1 protein-coding gene is annotated in these 484 nt (G+C 69.2%); it reads left to right on the forward strand.

Annotation, left to right across the window (positions count from 1 at the left end; genetic code table 11):
* Positions 1–42: 42 nt before the first annotated feature.
* The coding region (locus EXE48_RS18220) for an ATP-binding cassette domain-containing protein (RefSeq protein ID WP_137712174.1) at positions 43–484 on the forward strand (442 nt) is incomplete at its 3' end.

The following is a 484-nucleotide window of genomic DNA, read 5'->3' on the forward strand; positions in this document are numbered from 1 at the left end:
CGCCATCGTCGTCCGGTTCGGTGACGAGGGGTCGATGAACCGATGATCCGACTCGATCAGATCTCCCACAGCTACGGCGAGGAGCGAGTCGTCGACGACGTGTCGCTGTCCGTCGACCAGGGCGAGGTGGTCGGGATCATCGGCCCCTCCGGGGTCGGGAAGACCACGCTCCTGCGGATCCTCGCGCTGTTCCTCGAACCGGACGGGCACGAAGCCGAGTCGACGACCGGGACCGACGAGGGGACGGTCGAGCTCGACGGGGAGGCGGTGTGGGAGCTTGGCGAGGACGCACGACTGGCTCGCCGGCGCCGGATCGGGATGGTGTTTCAGGAGGCCAGCCTGTTCGACGCCACCGTCGAGCGAAACGTCGAGTACGGCCTCCGGGTCCGACAGGACTGGAACGACCGACTGCGGGACCAGCTCCGCGGGCTCGTCGGCTCGACCGGGACGCCCGAGGCCGTCGAGGACGCCCTCGACATCGTCG

The sequence above is a fragment of the Halorubrum sp. ASP1 genome (assembly GCF_005435135.1).
GTDB classification, from domain to species: domain Archaea; phylum Halobacteriota; class Halobacteria; order Halobacteriales; family Haloferacaceae; genus Halorubrum; species Halorubrum tropicale.